Raw genomic sequence first — 16,736 nt, forward strand, 5'->3', positions numbered from 1 at the left:
GGCTAGAGCACCGCGTTCTGGAAGTCGAAGTTCAGCTGGTCGCCGACCGACTGCACCAGGTTGCCCTGGATGAAATCGACTCCGCCCATCCACATCGCCGCTGCCGCCTGCGCCTGCTCGATCTGCTGGCCGATGATCAGCAGCCCGGCGCGGTGCGCCAGATCGATGGTGGCGCGCAGTTGGTCGCGCAGTTCGGGGTCGGCATGCGCGCCGGCGAAGCGCGCCGACAGGCGCAGATAGCCCAGCGGCAAATGCGCCAGCAGCGCTTCGGCTTCGGCGCCCGGTTCGAACTGGCTGATGCAGAACTGCACGCCCAGCGGCATCAGCCGCGCGCAGAACTGCTGCAGCGTGGCGGTGTGGACCAGGGCATCGTCCAGGCGCAGGTCGATCACCAGCGACGTACCGGTGACGCCGCGGCGGCCGATGGTCTCGATCAGCCACTCGGCGAAGGCGGTGCGCGCCAGCGTACGCGTGGACTGCGAGACGAACAGGCGCAGCGGCGGGGTGGCGTGCTGGTACAGATGCAGCAGGCCCAGCGCGTGGTCCAGCACCTGCTGGTCGAGGTCGGCGATGCGTCCGCCGGCTTCGGCGGCCGGCAGGATCTGTCCGGCCGAGAGCAGGCTGCCGTCGCGCTGACGCAGGCGCAGCAGCACCTGGTATTGGGCGATGTCGCCGCCGGCGACAGCGACGATCGGCTGGTAGGCCGGCTCCAGTTGCCCTTCCAGCATCGCGATGCGCTGCAGATCCTCTTCCGCCTGAGGCGGCACGTAGACAGCGACGCCCTGCGGATGCAGCCGCGCCTGCAGTGCGCTGCGTTCGACCGCCTCCAGCGCGCTGCCGGCGTCCTCGAAGCCATGGCCGAAGTCGGCGTAGCCGACCGCGCAGCGCAGATGCAGCGCCTCGTCCTCGCGCAGCGCGAAGGCGTGGCCGGACAGGGTGTCGCGCAGGCGCTGCGCGCGTTGCCGCTGCGTGTCGGCGTCGGCGTCCTCGGCCAGCAGCAGGAAGCTGTTGTCATTGAGCCGCGCCAGCGGCTGCGGCGCGGTGATGCCGGCCAGGCGGCGCCCGGCCTGCACCATCAGCCGCTCGAACGCGGCGTAGCCGTAGCGTTCGCGCAAGCCGAGCGCGCTGGCGATCTCGATGAAGTACAGGCTGCCGGGGCGGCGCGCGCGCAGCGTCGTGTCCAGCAGTTGCAGCAGATGGGCGCGGGTCGGCAGGCCGGTCTCGGGGTTGTTCAGCGGCACCGCCTCGGCGTGGCCCTGCTGGGCCTGTTGGCGGGCACGGCGGATGCGGTTGGACACCGCGGCGATCAGGTGCCGCGGCCGGATCGGCTTGGTCAGGAAGTCGTCGGCGCCGCTGTCGAGCACTTCGTACTCCAGCTCCGGATCCGCGTCGCCGGACAGGAACACGATCGGCAGCAACTGATGCTGCGGCTGCTGGCGGATCAGCGCGGTCAGGCGCATGCCGTCCAGTCCCGGCATGTGCAGGTCCATCAGGATCAGGTCCGGGCGGTAGTCGAGGATGGCCTGCTGCACGCCTTCGGCCTGCATCTGCACCTGCGCGTGCATGCCGGCGCCATGCAGCACGCTCTGCGCGAACAGCGCCTGCGCGCGGTCGTCCTCGACGATCAGCACGCGGTACGGCGCGGCCGCATCCTGTGCGGCGTGATCGGCGTCGGCGTCGGCGACCAGGAAGGCGGCCGCGCTGGCGTCGGCCGGGCCATCGTCGTGCTCACTGCTGGCCAGCGGCATGGCGGACGCCGCGGCGTGGTCGGCAGGCGCGGGATCGGAGGCGAGGTCGGCGGGCGCGGCGACGTGCTCCGCGTCGCCGACCCAGCGGCGCCAGTAGTGCGGCGGCGGAGTCTCGGCGCGGACGGCGCGCGCGCGCGGGTCCTCGCGATGGGAAAGCGGAGCGGCGTCGTTGGCGGGCATCGCGTCTGGTTCCTGGTGCACGTCCAATTATGCGATCAAGTTCGCGAAGGCTGCGTGCCTTGCGGCGCGGCGGGCGCCGACGCCGGCGCCAGCAGGCGGCGCATGCCCCGCCACAGCAGGCGCCAGGTCCACCACACCAGCAGCGCGCCGAGCGCGCTCGCCGTCAGCACCACCGCCAGCGCCAGCCACGGATGCGCCAGGGCCAGCGCCAGTGCGGCGATCACCACCGAATCCTCGGCCAGCGAGGCGATCCAGTTGCTGGCCGGCTCCGGCGAGGTGTTGAGCAGGGCGCGGGTGCCGGCCTTGAGCACGTGGCTGGTCAGTGCCACGCCGGCCCCGGTGGCGAGCGCGCCGGCGCTCAGCTGGCCGTCGGGCGAGAGCGTGGCCGCGGCCAGGAAGGCGCCGGCCGGAATCCGGGTCAGGGTCTGCAGCAGGTCCCACACCGAATCCACACCGGGGATCTTGTCGGCGAAGAACTCGGCCAGCGCCAGCGCGCCGGAGGTGCCCAGCACCCACCACGACTGCGTCGCCTGCAGTGCCGGCGGCAGCTCCAGCCAGCCGCACAGGCCGGCCAGGCCGATCCCGAACACGGTCAGGTAGACGCGGATGCCGGCCAGCCAGGCCAGCAGGATGCCGATTACGAAGAGATGGGCGTCGGTCATGGCAGGCGCTCCTGCAACTGCACGGATGCCGGCCACTATCGGCCAAGCCCGCCACGAAGGCCAGCCCGCGGCGCGGGCTTGCCGTGCAGTCCGGCGCCGCTCAGGAGGGTGGCTTACACTAGGTGGCCCAGCAGGCCGACCCGCGAGGATCGACGCCGGCGCCGCCTCGGTGGCGCGGCCGCGCGCATGAACCGACCCGTTCCCCGTTTCCAGATCGTGCCCAATGGCGCCACGCCGCCGCGCGGCCGGACCGTCTGGTTGTTGCTCGCCGGGCTGTGGCTGCTGTCGCTGGCGCTGACCTGGTGGCTGGCCAGCCGCCAGGCCGCGCCGCGGCTCAGTGCGGTCAGCGCGCAGTTGCGCGAGGCCGAGCGCAACCTGCAGGCGCAGCAGCGGCAGATCGAGACGCTCAACCAGCGCCAGGCCACCCTGGCCCGCTCCGACCAGATCAGCCGCGCCGCCAACAACGAGGTGCAGAGTTCGCTGGCCGAGCGCGACGAAGAGATCGCCGGATTGCGTGCCGACGTGGCGTTCTACGAGCGCCTGGTCGGCGCGACCAGCCAGCGCAAGGGCCTGAGCGTGCATTCGGTGGAGTTCTCCGCCGAGGCCGGCGGCACCTGGCGCTACAACGTGGTGCTGACCCAGAACCTCAACCGCGGGGCGATCAGCCAGGGGCAGCTGCGGCTGACCGTGGAGGGTGTGCGAGGCGGCAAGCTGACCAGCGTGGGCTGGGACGAATTGCACCAGAAGACCGGTGTGCCCGGGCAGGACTACTCGTTCCGCTACTTCCAGCAACTGGATGGCAGCGTGATCCTGCCCAAAGGCTTCACTCCGCAACGGGTGCGGGTGGTGTTGAGCGGCGGCGGGGCGCCGGTCAGCCAGACCTTCGATTGGACATTGGCCGGTAACGGCAAAGGGGAATAATCAGCCTATGTTTGGGAACAAGAACAGCCGCAACAGCGGCCAGACCGTGGTCGATACGCTGATCGGCGCGCAGGTGGTGATCCGCGGCGACCTGGTGTTCAGCGGCGGGCTCTACGTGGAAGGGCGCATCCTCGGCAAGGTCGTGGCCGAGGACGGCGCGCCGGCCACGCTGACCCTGTCCGAGCACGGCAGCATCGAGGGCGAGGTGCGCGCGCCGGTGGTCATCATCAACGGCCAGCTGATCGGCGACGTGCACGCGGCCGAGCGCGTGGAGCTGGCGTCGAAGGCAAGGGTGCAGGGCAACGTGCACTACCAGGTGGTGGAGATGAACGCCGGCGCACAGCTGACCGGGCGCCTGATCCACGCCGGGAGCCTGGTCGCGTTGGCGCCGCCGGAAGCGCACCGCGAGCAGGCCGGCAGCGACGCCGAGCCGCCGCGTGCGCTGACGGCCGAGACTTGATTCGGGCGCCGTCCGTCCCCATCCTGCCGCCATGAGCACTCTCGTTTCCCTGCCGGGCGCCGCGCCCACGCCCGACTACCAGTCGCTGGAGCGGCCGTTGAACTTCACCGCGGCCGCCGCGGCCAAGGTGCGCGAGTTGATCCGCGAGGAAGGCAACGACGCGCTGGCGCTGCGCGTGTACATCCAGGGCGGTGGCTGTTCCGGCTTCCAGTACGGCTTCGAGTTCGACGAGAACCGTGCCGAGGACGACCTGGCGGTGCAGACCGACCAGGTCACCCTGCTGGTCGACCCGCTCAGCCTGCAGTACCTGATGGGCGCGGAAGTGGATTACAGCGAGGGCCTGCACGGGGCGCAGTTCGTGATCCGCAATCCCAACGCCAAGACCACCTGCGGGTGCGGCAGCAGCTTCAGCGTGTAGACACGCTGCGGCTTGCGGGACGCACGGTTTGCCTGCACCCTGCGGCGCATGTCCGATCCGACGCCCGCTTCCTTCGCCTTCGCCGGTCCTGCGATCGACCGTGCCGATGCCGTGCGCAACGATCCAGCGGCATTGCGCCAGGCCTGGGAACAGGCCAGGGTGCTGGTGCTGGACGCCGATGGCCATGCGCATGCCGATGCCGACGCACGCCCGCTGATCGCCAGTACCGCCGCCCTGGGCGCGCTGGCCGAGCACGCGCTGTTTCTCGGCCTGGACCAGGGCCAGGCCTGGTTCGCGCTGGCCGCCGATGCCGTGCCGCAGTTGGCGCCGCCACTGCAGCGCATCGATCTGCGCCGCGCCGCGGCCGAATGGCCGGCGCTGGAGGCCGGCCTGTTCGCCTACGCCCGCGCAATGTTGCACTGGCAGTCGCGTACCCGCTTCTGCGGCGTATGCGGCGGCACCATCGCCTTGCAGCGCGGCGGCTTCCTCGGCGTCTGCACGCAGTGCGCCAGCGAACACTATCCGCGGGTGGATCCGGCGGTGATCGTCGCGGTCAGCGACGGCCGGCGCCTGCTGCTGGGGCGCCAGGCGAGCTGGCCGGCGCGGCGCTACTCGGTGATCGCCGGGTTCGTCGAGCCGGGCGAATCGCTGGAACAGACGGTGGCACGCGAGGTGGCCGAAGAGACCCAGGTGCGGGTGCGGCCCGGCAGTTGCCGCTACTACGGTGCGCAGCCGTGGCCGTTTCCCGGCGCGTTGATGCTCGGCTTCAGTGCGCAGGCGGAGGCGGACACGCCGCAGGTGGACGGTGAGCTGGAAGACGCGCGCTGGTTCGAGCGCGAGGACGTCGGCGCCGCGCTGGCGCGCCTGGCCGCGCACGGCGACAGCGCCGACGACGGCCATGGCCTGCGCCTGCCGCCGCGCATCTCCATCGCCCGCGCGCTGATCGAGGACTGGTACCGGCACGGCGCGCCGGCCTGACCGCGCCGGCGCGCTGCGCGCATCCGTTTCAGAACGGTCCCGGAGGACCTGCATGTTCACGACCCTCGTCGCTGTGATCGTCGCCCTGGTGCTGGGCCATGTCGCGCCCGGCATGGTGGCCTCGTTGCGCCGCTTCGACGCCTTCGGCGACTGGCTGAGCTGGCTGGACACGCATGCCGGCGAAGGCAGCGCCTGGCGCGGCCGCTACGGCATCGCGCTGGCGCTGCTGCCGCCGCTGCTGCTGGTCGGCCTGCTGCAGTGGCTGCTGGCGGCGCCGCATCTGGGCCTGCTGACCCTGCTGTTCGGGATCGCGGTGCTGGCCTTCAGCTGGGGACCGCGCGATCTGGACACCGACGTGGAGGCGATCATCGATGCCGACGATGCCAGCGCGCGGCGCCTGGCGGTGGCGCAGCTGCAGGCCGATGGCGGGCCGCTGCGTGAGGATCCGGCCGGACTGGTCGAGGCGGTGGCGGTCAGCGCGCTGCGGCGCTGGTTCGCGGTGCTGTTCTGGTTCCTGCTGCTGGGGCCGTTCGGCGCGCTGGGCTACCGGCTGCTGGCGCTGGCCGCGGTCGGCCCGTATGCGCCGCGGCTGCCGCCCGCGACCGCCGCCGGCGCGCGCCTGCTGCTGGCGGCGATGGAATGGCCGGTGGCGCACCTGATGACCTTCTCGCTGGCACTGGTCGGCAATTTCGAGGCGGTGTTCGGCGCCTGGCGCGCCGCTGGCGGCAAGCGGTGGCAGCTGGACACCGGCTTTCTCGGGCCGGTGGCCTGCGCCAGCGTACGCGGCGAACTCGATGCCGAGGCGCACGACTACAGCGATGCGGGCATGGTGGTGCCGGCGCTGCGGCGCCTGCCCGAACTGCGCGATGCGATGAGCCAGGTCTGGCGGGTATTGCTGCTGTGGCTGGTGCTGCTGGCGCTGCTGGTGATCGCCGGCTGGGTCAGCTGAGGTCCGGCGGCGAGGGATGCACACACGCAGGCGATGCCTGCGCCCGGCGCGAATCGCGGCACCGTCCGCTAGTGCGGAGCCAACAGGGTGAACGGGAACCACGGCAGGTTGCGCGCGATCCAGTAGCCCGGCAGCGCGACCAGCCAGAAGTTCGGCCGCGAGACCACGCCGACCACCGGGGCGAACCAGGCTGCGCGCCAGCCGGCTTTCCAGGCGATCAGCCCCGGCAGCAGCGCCAGGCCGAGCATCGCGCCAGGATTCATCGCAAACGCACCGACCGGGTCCAGGTGCACCAGCGCATGCAGCGCACGGGTCATGCCGCAGCCTGGGCAGTAGTAGCCGGTGAGCGCATGGAACATGCACGGCGCGAACGGGTTGTTCGCGGCATTTGGGTCGAAGCGGTACAACAGCGTGGCGCCGCCGGCCGCGAATGCGGCGGCGGCACCCAGGCACGCCCGTTGTTGCCAGGCGCGCATGCCGGTCAGCTTGCGTGCTGCATCTGCTGCATGTAGTCCATGTAGGTCTGCATGCCGCCGGTGGCGAACATGACCACGTTGATCAGCAGGCCGATGATGGCCAGCGCGGTGGTCACCCAGCACCAGGTCTTGGCGGTGTTGGAGGCGCGGCGCGCGCCCTCCAGGTCGCCCTGGTTGAGCAGGCCGTTGACCTTGCTGGAAAACACGATGGCGACGATGCCGGTGATCAGCGCCGGACAGCACAGGCAGAAGCCGAGCACGGTCGAAATGATCGCCCAGGCCAGGTGATTGGGAACCGGGCCGGGAACGCCGGAGGCGGGGGGCGGCGGAGGCGCGACGGGGCTGACGGTGCTCATGTGGATCTCCTTGATGGGTGGTGCACGGCAGTCGGGGAGTCTAGACGAGTCGCTGCGGTGCGGGTGTGGCGGGCCGTCAGTGCGGCGCAAGCAGGGTGAAGGGATACCAGGGCAGATTGCGCAGCAGCGCATAGCCGAGCAGCACCCACAGCCACAGTCGTGGGTCGGCGAGGATCTTCAGCAGCGGCGCCAGCGGGCTCAGGCGCAGGCCGGCGGCGTTGAGCGCCATGATCGCCAGCAGCGGCAGCGCCACCACCAGCAAGGGATTGCTGGTCCAGGCGTGGGCCAGGTCCAGATGCACCAGCGCGTGCAGGCAGCGGGTACTGCCGCAGCCGGGGCAGTACAGGCCGGTGAGGGCACGGAACGGACAGCCGGGCAGCGGATTGCCGGGCACGTTGGGATCGATCCGGCGCAGCACCACGGTGGCGACCAATGCCGCGCCGCTCAGTGCGGCCAGCGGCAGCCAGCGGGGCAGGGACTGCAGGCGCGGCAGGGACATGGCAGGGAAGCGAGCGTGGGTGGCCGGCCGCCGTCGCCGGGCGACGGCGGCCGCGGTGCTCAGGACGCGGACGCCTGCTGCATCATGCCCAGGCCGCCCAGGGCGAAGAGGAAGATCATGTACAGCACCATCAGCACCACCGCAGTGATCGCCGAGTAGATCGCCCACTTCTTGGCCTTGTCCGCCGAATCGCGCGCGCCGGTCACGTCGCCCGCGGCGAGCTTGGTGTTGACCTGCGCGGCGTAGACGATGGACACGATGCCCAGCGGCAGGCAGCAGAACAGCGTGGTCAGGATCGCCCAGACGAGGTTGTTGGACACTTGCGGTGCGGTGGTGTTCATCCGTGTTGCTCCGGTGGTTGGGTGGTGAAACGGGAAACGCCCAGCGCTAGTGGCTGGTCAGGCTGCCGAGGAAGGCCAGGCCGCCGAACAGCAGGAACCACAGCGCGATCAGGATCGGTCCGGCAAGCGCAGACCACAGCGCCCACAGGCCGGCCTTGCGCGAGGCCTCGCGCGCACCGGCGATATCGCCGGCGGCGCGGCGGCCATCCACCTGCGAGGCATAGACGATGGAGACGATACCCAGCGGCAGGCAGCAGAACAGCGTGGACAGGATCGCCCAGACGAGATTGTTGGGCACATAGACGCCCGTCGCGTTGGGCGCTGGTGGTGGTACGACCTGGTTCACTGTGTTCGGTCCTTCGCAATGGACGCCACCGCTTGTGGCGCCTCCCCTGCGGCTAATTTACCCGAAGCGCGCGCTTGCGGCACCTGCGCCGCACTCAGGCGGCGTCGCCGCGCAGGCGCCGCACCTGCGCTTCCAGGGTCTCGGCGGTGGCCTGCGCGCCCGCCACAGGCGCGTCGGCGATCACCTCGACATGCGCGCGGAAGCGCCGCGGCACGCGCATGCGCCGCAGCCGCGAATCGCGCTTGCTCCACATGCTGGTCCACATGTTGCGCAAGGCCATCGGCACCACCGGCACCGCGCGCCGGGCCAGGATCTTCTCCACGCCGGATTTGAACGCGGCGATCTCGCCGTCCTTGGTCAGCGCGCCCTCGGGGAAGATGCACACCAGCTCGCCCTCGGCCAGTGCAGCGTCGATGGCGTCGAACGCGCGCTGCATCAGCTCGGGGTCTTCGCGCGCGCCGGCGATGGGAATCGCCTTGGTGGTGCGGAAGATCCAGCGCATCACCGGGATGTTGAAGATGCGGTAGTACATGACGAAGCGCACCGGCCGCGGGATCGCCGCCGCCAGTACCAGCGCGTCCATGTAGCTGACGTGGTTGCACACGATCAGCGCCGCGCCTTCCTCGGGCACGTGGCGCTCGACCCCGTGCAGGCGCAACCGGTACAGCGTGCGCACCATCACCCAGCTGAGGAAGCGCATCAGGAATTCAGGGACGATGCTGAAGATCCAGAGCGCCACCAGCGCGTTGGCGATGGCCAGCGCCAGGAACACCTGCGGGATGCTCAGCCCGGGCATCGCGACGCGCGTGCCGAACAGGTGCAGCTCCCGCATCTGCAGGACGATGCCGATCATCGCTGCCAGCACGATGAACAGCGAGTTCTGGATGTTGAGCCCGGCGATGACGCGCGACAGTTCCGCCTTCGGCGTGCGGCTCTGGATCAGCGCGAACAGCGGCACCACGAACAGGCCGGTGCACAGGCCGATGCCGACCAGGTCGAGCATGATCCGCCAGCTGCCGGCCTGGTGCACGAACTGGCCGATGCTCAGGCCGGTCTGCAGCGCGGCGCCGGGCCGGGCGAAGTACAGGTCGAGCATGAAAGCGCTGATGCCGAACGCGCCCAGCGGCACCAGGCCGATTTCCACGGTGCGCCCGGACAGCTTCTCGCACAGCAGCGAGCCGGTGCCGGTGCCGATCGAGAACAGCGCCAGGGCGAAGATGTACAGGTCCTGCGCGCCGCCCAGGTTGAGTTCGGCATAGGTCGGCAACTGTGCGGTGAGCACGGTGCCGACGAACCAGAACCAGGACACGCCGAGCACCGCGTTGCGTACCGCCAGCTGGCGCCGGGTCAGGCGCATGATCGCCAGCGACTCGGGCAGCGGGTTCCAGTTGATCTTCAGGTCCGGCGCGCCGGCGTCGACCTTGGGGATGCAGCGCGCCATCAGGTTGCCGGTGACCGCCAGCGCCACCACCGCGGTGGCCGCGGCCACCGGCCCGTGGCTGCCGGCGATCTGGAAGATCAGCCCGCCCAGGATCATGCCGCACAGGATCGAGATCGAGGTGCCCATCTCGACCAGGCCGTTGCCGCCGGTCAGTTCCTCTGGCTTGAGCACCGAGGGCAGGATCGAATACTTCACCGGCCCGAACAGGGTCGACTGCAGGCCGGTGCAGAACAGCGCCACCAGTAGCACCGCCATGTTCTCGGTCAGGAAGCCGACCGCGGCCAGCGACATGATCGCGATCTCCATCGTGGTGGTGATGACCACCAGCCGCGATTTCTCCAGCTTCTCGGCGATCTGCCCGGCCAGCGAGGAGAACAGGAAGTACGGCAGGATGAACAGCGCCGGCGCCAGGTTGGTGTACAGCGTGCGCTGCTCCGGGGTCACGCCCAGATAGAACAGCAGGCCGATGATCGCCTGCCGGTACACGTTGTCGTTGAAGGCGCCCAGCGCCTGGACCACGAAGAACGGCAGAAAGCGGCGTTGCCGCAACAGGGCGAACTGGCTGTGGGCGGACATGCAGGCTCCTTTGCGAACGCGCGCAGCCTAGCAGGTTCGCCGCGCGCGCAGGCGCGGCGCGCGGCGGCCGGCCTCGGCGCTGCCGGCCGCGGCCTGCAGTGCATCGCGCCGCGCACGCAGCAGGGCGATGAAGGCGCGCGCGGCCGGGGTCGGGTCCGGCCGCCACACGGCATAGGTGAGGAAGCGGAAGCGCTCGCGCAGCGCCACCGTGGCCACGCCGTGCATGCCGGTGGCCATGGTCTGCGGTACTACGGCCAGGCCCAGGTCTTCGGCCACCAGTTGCCGCTGCAGGTCGGCGTGGGTGACCTCGTACTGCAGGCGCTGGCGCAGGCCGGCGGCGGCGAAGGCGCGGTCGATGATGCCGCGTACGCCGGCGCCGGGGATCAGCCCGGCCATCGGCGCGTCCTCCAGTTCGCGCAGGGCCACCTCGCGGCGCGCGGCGAAACGGTGGCCGGGCGCGGCGATCAGCGCCAGCCCTTCCTCGTGCAGCAACAGGTGCTGCGGCGGCAGCGCCACATGCGGGCCGACCCCGACCAGGGCCACGTCGAGCCGGCCTTCGCTCAGTTCCAGCAGCAGCGCATCGCTCATGCCGGTGCGCAGGTGCACGTCCACCGCGCTGTGCGCCTCGCGGAACTGGCGCAGCACGGCCGGCACCTGCACCGCATTCAACGAGGAGATCTGCCCGATCTGCAGGCGGCCGCGCACCGTGCCCAGGGTCTGCGCCATCTCCTCGTGCAGGCGCTCGGCCGCGCGCAGGGTGGCGCGGGCGTTGTGCAGGAACACCTCGCCGGCGGCGGTGGCGCGCACCTGCCGCGCACCGCGCTCGAACAGCCGCGCGCCCAGCGCCTGCTCGATCTTGGCGATCTGGTGGCTCAGCGCCGACTGCACGGTGTGGCAGCGGCGCGCGGCAGCGGTGAAGCTGCCTTCCTCGGCGACGGCCACGGCGAATTCGAGCTGGCGCAGGGTCAGCATGGCGTTGCCTGGCGTGCACCGTGGCGACGCGGCAGCCGAGCAGTGGTGGCGCTGCATGCATGCAACGACGTTTGTCGCAGCGGCCGCCTCACGTCGCGCGCCCCAGCCGCTTGCGCCATTGCTGGCGCAGCCACAGGCGGATGTTGTAGCGGCGCTTGCGGCTCATGAACGGGTAGCGCAGGCTCAGGCCGAGCAGGCCGTGCAGCGTCTCGAGCCGCGGCGCACGCGCGGGCAGCACATCGCAGCGCACCGAGATGCGGTCGCAGCCGGCATCGTGGGTACGGTGGATGACGTCGGCGCGCATGATCAGCAGGTCGCCGACCGCGAGTTGCGGCACCACCTTGTGCGCTTCCAGGTCGAAGTCGATCTTCCAGCCGGGGCTGGCGTCGTGCAGGTCCTCGATCGCATACCAGTCGCCGATGGCGATGGCCTGTCCGGGAAAACGCAGCCGGAACCAGTCCAGCGTGTCGGCCTCCACGCAGCGGAAGCGTAGCGCGCCGCGGCCCTGGATGCGCCGGTGCAGCTGCGGATCCAGGCGCGCGACCACGTCGTCGGCGACGATGGCCACGTTGGCCAGGCCGGCATCGGGCTTGCGCACCGGCATGTAGCAGATCAGATAGTTGCGATGGTCGCCATGCAGGAAATAGCTGAAGTGATCCAGGTGCCAGTTGAGCGCGCCGCCCGGCGCGGTCTTCGGATCGCGGTGTTGGTCGAACGGCAGGCGCAGGCTCGGCGCGGCATGGCTTTCGCGGATGCGGATGGCGCAGTAGCCGAAGCGGTCGGCGGCGATCGCCAGGCCCATGGCCGCGGCCACGGGCGGCACGGTGGCGGCGATGCGCGCCTGGATCCGCTGCATGTCCGCCGCCGGCAGGTCACCGATCACGCCGTCGTGGAACTTTTCGGCGCCTTCCAGGAAGCGCAGCAGGCTGTCGGGAATGTCGCCGTCGCCCAGGAAGCCGCGGACCACCGCGTACCCGTGCTGGTGCAGCGCCTCGGCGATGTCGGTGCTGGGCATGGGACGCGTTCCTTCGAAGCCATGGCAGTCGGTGGGGCCGCTTTTCTTTCTGGACTGCAGGGCTGCATGCGTCCGCAGCGGCAACCCCGGCGAAGCGGCCCGGCTACCGGCCGCCGCGCTCACGCTATCTCAAAAGCAGATGGCAGTGGTGAAAAAAATGCGTTTGAAAGATCGCTACCGTCGCCACAGACTGCGCCCCTCCCCACGATTTCTGGTGTCCTTCCATGGAAACGACCTCGCACCCGCCGATGCGCCGCGGCCTGGTGCTGCTGATGGCCACCGCCACCGGCCTGGCGGTGGCCAGCAACTACTACGCGCAGCCGCTGCTGGAAGTGCTGGCGCAGACCTTCGCCATCGACGTGCGCCGCGCCGGTGCGGTGGTCACCACCGCGCAGCTGGCCTACGCGGTCGGCCTGCTGTTCCTGGTGCCGCTGGGCGACCGCTTCGAACGGCGCAGCCTGATCGTCGGCCTGTACGCGCTCAGCGCGGTCGGCCTGCTGGTCAGCGCGATGGCGCACAGTTTCGCGCTGCTGCTGCTCGGCACCCTGATCACCGGCCTGAGTTCGGTGGCGGCGCAGATCCTGGTGCCGTTCGCCGCCACCCTGGCCGCGCCGCACGAGCGCGGCCGGGTCATCGGCACGGTGATGAGCGGCCTGCTGCTGGGCATCCTGCTGGCGCGCACGGCCTCCGGCCTGCTGGCCGGGATCGGCGGCTGGCACACCGTGTACTGGGTCGCGGCGGTGCTGATCCTGGTGGCTTCGGGCCTGCTGTGGCGCGGCCTACCGCGGCACCCGGGCAACCCGCACCTGTCCTATCCGCACCTGATCGGGTCGGTGCTGGCGCTGCTGCGCGACGAGCCAGTGCTGCGCGCGCGCTCGGTGCTCGGCGGGTTGTTGTTCGCCGGCTTCAGCATGTTCTGGACCACGCTGGCGTTCCTGCTGTCCGGCCCGGACTACCGCTACGGCACCGCGACCATCGGCCTGTTCGGGCTGATCGGCGCGGCCGGCGCGTTCGCCGCCAACCTGTCCGGCAAGCTGTCCGACCGCGGCGCCGGCCATCTGGTCGGCTGGGGCGGCCTGGTCATGCTGCTGCTGTCGTGGCTGTTGCTGCTCGGCGCGCCGCACTCGCTGTGGCTGCTGATCGCCGGGGTCGTGCTGTTGGACGTGGCGGTGCAGGGCGTGCACATCGGCAACCAGAGCGTGATCTATCAATTGGATCCGGCTGCGCGCAACCGCATCACCTCGGCCTACGTCACCTGCTACTTCATCGGCGGTGCGATCGGGTCCAGCCTCGGCACCGCGGCCTATGCCTACGCCGGTTGGCGCGGGGTGGCGATCGGCGGCGCGGCGCTGGCGGTGGCGGCGCTGCTGTGGATGGGCATCAGCGTGCGGCCGGCGCGGCAAGCGCCGGCGCCGGCGGCACCGTCGCGGCGGTGACCGCCTGCGCGGCGGCGCGCAGCTTGGGCAGCAGGCGCAGGGTCAGCGCGAGCTGATTGCGCACCAGCCGGCGCTTGGCCTCGTCGATGCCCTCCTCGCGCTCCAGCGCGTCGGCCAGCGCGGTCTCGGCCGCTTCGTCGGCGGCCGGCAGCGCGCGCCGCTCGGCCAGCGCGTCGGCCAGTGCGCCCAGCGCCTGCGGCAGGTAATCGCCAGCGCGGGCGATGTCCGGATCGGTCTCGCCGGCCAGCGCGGCACGGTGCGCGCCCAGCGCCGACAGATAGCCGAGCAGGGTGTTGGACAGGGCCAGGAAGCGGAAGCCGGCATCCAGGTTGCGGCGGTAGCGGCCGGGCTCGCGCAGCATGTTCGACAGCGCCACCGACAGCGCGGCGTCGGCGTTGTGCATGTCGCGGCGGGCGATGCGGTAGGGCAGGTCGTCGCGCATGCCGCTGCGGTACTGCTCCAGCACCTGCGCCAGGTAGCGCGCGCTGCTGGACAACACGGTTGCCAGCACCTGGTTGAGGCGGCGGCCCTGCCAGTCCGGCAGGATCAGGAACGAAGCGGCGGCGGCGATCGCGCAGCCGATCAGGGTGTCGAGCAGGCGCGGCCAGATCAGCATGAAGCCATCGCCGATCAGGTTGAAGCAGAACAGCGCCATCACCGTGATCGCCGCGGTGGCGAGCATGTAGCGGTCGGTGCGGGTGACGAAGAACACCAGGGTGCCGAGCAGGGCGAACAGCAGCTGCAGTTCGGTGCCGGGGAACAGCTGCATCAGCGCCCAGGCCGCGCCCAGGCCGATCAGGGTGCCGGCCATGCGCTGGACCAGGCGCAGGCGGGTGGCGCCGTAGTTGGGCCGGCACACGAAGGCGGTGGTCAGCAGGATCCAGTAGCCGTTGCTGGCGTGGATCGATTGCATGATGGCGTAGCCCACCACCAGCGCGATGGCCATGCGCAGACCGTGCCGGAACAGCACCGAGCCGGGCGTGAGTTGCTGGCCGAGGCGCCGCAGCATCTCGCGCAGGGTGTGCGGCGAGGAGTCGCGCAGGCGGGTGTCGAGGGTGTCGCTGGTGGTGTCCGACTGCGCGGCCTCGGCCAGGCGCCGCTCGATGCTGTGCAGGTTGGTGACCAGCAATTCCAGCGAACCGAGCAGCCGTGCCTGCCGTGGATCGGCGCGGGCGTGCAGGAAATCCAGCGACTCGCGCAGGTCGGTGGTGGCCTGCTGGGTCTGCTCGCCGTAGTCGAACGGCTGGCGCAGCCGGATCGCCTCGCCCAGCGCCGCGCAGGCCTTGCCCTGCAGGGCCAGCAGACGCTGGCAGCGGTACAGCACGTCGCTGTGGAAGAACGCGTCGGTCAGCGCCTCGTACGGATAGTGCGAGGAGCTGGCGCGCTCGTGAAAATCCTGCGCCATGTAGTACAGGCGGAAATACAGGCCCGATTGCACGCCGGGCCGGCCGGAGCGGCCGAAGCGGCTGATGATCGCGGTCTTGGCCGCGTTGAGTGCGGCCACCACCTGCGCGTTCTGCTCGGCCAGCGCCAGCCGCCGCGCGTGCAGGTCGCTCTGCCGCACCGGCTCGAACAGGGCCGCCTTGAGCCGCAGGTAGCGGCCCAGCTCCAGGTACAGCCGCGACAGCCGCTCGCGCACCGGCCGGTTGGCGAACAGCACCGTCCACAGCACCGACAGCACCGCGTACCAGCCGGCGCCGAGCAACAGGAGCGCCACGCCGTGCCAGGCGGTGCCGCCGACGTGGCCGTTCTGGGTGCCATGGTCCAGGCCGATCATCGCGTAGATCGCCAGCGCCACCGTGGCCTGGGCGATCGAGGCGTAGCGTTCGCCGAGCGCGCCGAGCAGGGTCAGGGCGAAGGTGGACAGCGCCAGGCCGGCAGCGAACGGCCACGGATACGGGAACAGCAGCACCACTGCGGCGGCGGCGGCGGCGAAACACAGCAGCGACAGCAGCACCGACTTGATCCGGCCTAGCCAGTTGTCGTCGGTCTCGGCGATGGCGCTGGCGATGGTGCCCAGGAAGAGCGCCGGCACCGCCTCCAATTGCTGCTGGTGCCAGCACACGCCCATCGCCACCGCCAGCGCGATGAACACGCGCAGCCCGTAGCTGGCCTTTTCGTGGGCCCACAGGCGGCTCAGGCGGGTTTCGATCGAGGGGGTCGGCACCGCGACACGATAACGCACCGTCGCTGTATGCGATCCCCCTCTAGAGGGCCCGTCTACGCGAGCGCGCTCAGACTTCCAGTTGTCGCAGGCGGGCGTCCAGCAGTGCCGGGAAACGTTTGTACCAGGTCTGGTTGAGCGGCGAGGGATGCGGCAGCGGATGCAGCACCACGCGGCGGGTGCGGCGGCCGTCGTCGCTGCGCAGCACCACCTCGGTCTGCGCCTGGAAGCGGTCCTCGCGCGCCCAGAACGCGTCCAGCGCCGCACGCACCTCGCGCGGCTGGTCGATGCCGAACCACAGGAAGGCCTCGCGGCCGAGGGTGAGCACATCGCGGCCGCGCCACTGCTCGAGCAATAGGCGCCGCATCAGCGGATGGAAGCGCCGCTTCACCGGCATCGACCAGGCCTTGTTGCCCACCGGCTTGTACGGCACGGTGTTGAGCCAGAATGCGACGCGGCCGGCCTCGAGCCCGGCGGCGAAATCGGGCATCTCCGCCCCGTCGTGCAGGTGCCGGTACAGCGCCTTGCGCACCAGTTGGCCGCCACTGCCGACGAAAGGCTCGCCGTGCTCCACCTCGCTGCGGCCCGGGTCGCGGCCCAGGATGCACACCCGCGCGTCGCGGCGGCCAAGGCCGATGATGGGATCGAGCGGATCCTTGTCGCAGGCGGCGTAGGCCGCGGTGTCGATGCCGTCGGTCTGCGCGGCGAGCGCGCGGAAGCGGGTGCGGAGGGCAGGAGAGAGGGCCATGGGGTGTGTGCGAACCGGGGGAAGTTTCAGGCTAGCGCAAGGGCGATGGT

The 16,736-nt window shown here is 70.8% G+C and carries 18 protein-coding genes; 6 read left to right on the forward strand and 12 right to left on the reverse strand.

Annotated features, from left to right (window positions below):
• Positions 1-2: 2 nt before the first annotated feature.
• Positions 3-1,928: an EAL domain-containing protein gene (locus FHR66_RS19705; protein ID WP_160966441.1), complete on the reverse strand. Its 1,926-nt coding sequence runs from the start codon at positions 1,926-1,928 to the stop codon at positions 3-5.
• A gap of 35 nt (positions 1,929-1,963) precedes the next feature.
• Positions 1,964-2,590, reverse strand: a complete 627-nt coding sequence (locus FHR66_RS19710; RefSeq protein WP_167088053.1) for a DUF4126 domain-containing protein — start codon at positions 2,588-2,590, stop codon at positions 1,964-1,966.
• A gap of 186 nt (positions 2,591-2,776) precedes the next feature.
• Between FHR66_RS19710 and FHR66_RS19715 the strand changes: the two genes are divergently transcribed.
• From FHR66_RS19715 to FHR66_RS19735, 5 genes are read left to right on the forward strand one after another with little or no spacing between them, the layout of a single operon-like run.
• A complete protein-coding gene (locus FHR66_RS19715) occupies positions 2,777-3,511 on the forward strand; it encodes a DUF6776 family protein (RefSeq protein ID WP_160966445.1) in 735 nt (244 codons plus the stop codon).
• Between the two features lie 7 nt (positions 3,512-3,518).
• Positions 3,519-3,971: a bactofilin family protein gene (locus FHR66_RS19720; protein WP_160966447.1), complete on the forward strand. Its 453-nt coding sequence runs from the start codon at positions 3,519-3,521 to the stop codon at positions 3,969-3,971.
• A 31-nt stretch (positions 3,972-4,002) separates the two neighbouring features.
• The gene (erpA, locus tag FHR66_RS19725) at positions 4,003-4,389 is read left to right on the forward strand and encodes an iron-sulfur cluster insertion protein ErpA (RefSeq protein ID WP_160966449.1); all 387 of its coding nucleotides are present in this window, start codon (positions 4,003-4,005) and stop codon (positions 4,387-4,389) included.
• A gap of 48 nt (positions 4,390-4,437) precedes the next feature.
• On the forward strand, positions 4,438-5,367 hold the full coding sequence (gene nudC, locus FHR66_RS19730; RefSeq protein WP_160966451.1) for an NAD(+) diphosphatase: 930 nt from the start codon (positions 4,438-4,440) through the stop codon (positions 5,365-5,367).
• 52 nt (positions 5,368-5,419) lie between these two features.
• Positions 5,420-6,316, forward strand: coding sequence for a hypothetical protein (locus tag FHR66_RS19735; RefSeq protein ID WP_160966453.1), 897 nt, complete (start codon positions 5,420-5,422; stop codon positions 6,314-6,316).
• 68 nt (positions 6,317-6,384) lie between these two features.
• On the opposite strand, the gene FHR66_RS19740 is transcribed toward FHR66_RS19735, so the two are convergent.
• From FHR66_RS19740 to FHR66_RS19775, 8 genes are all read right to left on the reverse strand, one after another.
• Positions 6,385-6,792: a DUF2752 domain-containing protein gene (locus FHR66_RS19740; RefSeq protein ID WP_160966455.1), complete on the reverse strand. Its 408-nt coding sequence runs from the start codon at positions 6,790-6,792 to the stop codon at positions 6,385-6,387.
• Between the two features lie 5 nt (positions 6,793-6,797).
• Positions 6,798-7,148 (reverse strand): CD225/dispanin family protein, encoded by a 351-nt coding sequence (locus FHR66_RS19745; RefSeq protein ID WP_160966457.1) that lies wholly within the window; start codon positions 7,146-7,148, stop codon positions 6,798-6,800.
• A gap of 76 nt (positions 7,149-7,224) precedes the next feature.
• Positions 7,225-7,647 carry a DUF2752 domain-containing protein gene (locus FHR66_RS19750; RefSeq protein ID WP_160966459.1) on the reverse strand — a complete coding sequence of 141 codons (423 nt, stop codon included), beginning with the start codon at positions 7,645-7,647 and terminating at the stop codon, positions 7,225-7,227.
• 59 nt (positions 7,648-7,706) lie between these two features.
• Complete coding sequence (locus FHR66_RS19755; protein ID WP_160966461.1) at positions 7,707-7,988, reverse strand: CD225/dispanin family protein; 282 nt, start codon at positions 7,986-7,988, stop codon at positions 7,707-7,709.
• A gap of 46 nt (positions 7,989-8,034) precedes the next feature.
• Positions 8,035-8,334 carry a CD225/dispanin family protein gene (locus FHR66_RS19760; protein WP_160966463.1) on the reverse strand — a complete coding sequence of 100 codons (300 nt, stop codon included), beginning with the start codon at positions 8,332-8,334 and terminating at the stop codon, positions 8,035-8,037.
• A 94-nt stretch (positions 8,335-8,428) separates the two neighbouring features.
• Positions 8,429-10,351 (reverse strand): MFS transporter, encoded by a 1,923-nt coding sequence (locus FHR66_RS19765; protein WP_160966465.1) that lies wholly within the window; start codon positions 10,349-10,351, stop codon positions 8,429-8,431.
• 27 nt (positions 10,352-10,378) lie between these two features.
• Positions 10,379-11,323, reverse strand: a complete 945-nt coding sequence (locus FHR66_RS19770; protein WP_160966467.1) for a LysR family transcriptional regulator — start codon at positions 11,321-11,323, stop codon at positions 10,379-10,381.
• Positions 11,324-11,411: 88 nt separating this feature from the next.
• Positions 11,412-12,338, reverse strand: a complete 927-nt coding sequence (locus tag FHR66_RS19775) for a hypothetical protein (protein WP_160966469.1) — start codon at positions 12,336-12,338, stop codon at positions 11,412-11,414.
• Positions 12,339-12,562: 224 nt separating this feature from the next.
• Here FHR66_RS19775 and FHR66_RS19780 point away from each other — a divergent pair, with 224 nt between their 5' ends.
• Positions 12,563-13,774: an MFS transporter gene (locus FHR66_RS19780; protein WP_160966471.1), complete on the forward strand. Its 1,212-nt coding sequence runs from the start codon at positions 12,563-12,565 to the stop codon at positions 13,772-13,774.
• Here the strand turns inward: FHR66_RS19780 and yccS are convergent.
• Both yccS and FHR66_RS19790 read right to left on the reverse strand, forming a co-directional pair.
• Entirely contained in the window at positions 13,719-15,941 is a 2,223-nt protein-coding gene (gene yccS / locus FHR66_RS19785; RefSeq protein WP_160966563.1) for a YccS family putative transporter, read from the reverse strand. The two genes, FHR66_RS19780 and yccS, sit on opposite strands and share 56 nt — an antisense overlap.
• Positions 15,942-16,008: 67 nt before the next feature.
• A complete protein-coding gene (locus FHR66_RS19790) occupies positions 16,009-16,686 on the reverse strand; it encodes a uracil-DNA glycosylase family protein (RefSeq protein WP_160966473.1) in 678 nt (225 codons plus the stop codon).
• Positions 16,687-16,736 lie beyond the last annotated feature (50 nt).

The organism is Xanthomonas sp. F4, assembly GCF_011761895.1.